1 protein-coding gene is annotated in these 308 nt (G+C 45.1%); it reads left to right on the top strand.

All coding sequences use genetic code 11. The annotated features are described in order from the left end of the window. On the top strand, nucleotides 1–308 hold a 308-nt coding region (gene rpsI / locus B3763_RS12015), incomplete at both ends, for a 30S ribosomal protein S9 (RefSeq protein ID WP_286746770.1).

Here is a 308-nt window from a genome sequence, read left to right as displayed (position 1 = left end):
AGGAAGAAGAAAAACATCAGTTGCCAGACTTTACATGGAGCCGGGCAAAGGTGAAATTACCATCAATGGCAGACCGCTCGACAACTATTTTCAGTCTGATGTAATGCAGATTGTAGTGAAGCAGCCTTTGGTGAAAGTAAAACAAGATACCAACTTCGACATCAAAGTAAACGTTGATGGTGGAGGACTGAAGGGTCAGGCGGAAGCCATCCGATTGGCCATTTCAAGAGCTTTGTGCGAAGCCGATGCTGAATTCAGACCTGCTTTGAAAACCGAAGGATTCTTGACCAGAGATCCTAGAATGGTTG

This window comes from Roseivirga sp. UBA1976 (assembly GCF_002336325.1).
Classification (GTDB): Bacteria; Bacteroidota; Bacteroidia; order Cytophagales; family Cyclobacteriaceae; genus Roseivirga; species Roseivirga thermotolerans.
Note: the sequence above shows the minus strand (reverse complement) of the source record. Positions and strands in the feature narration are given on the sequence as shown.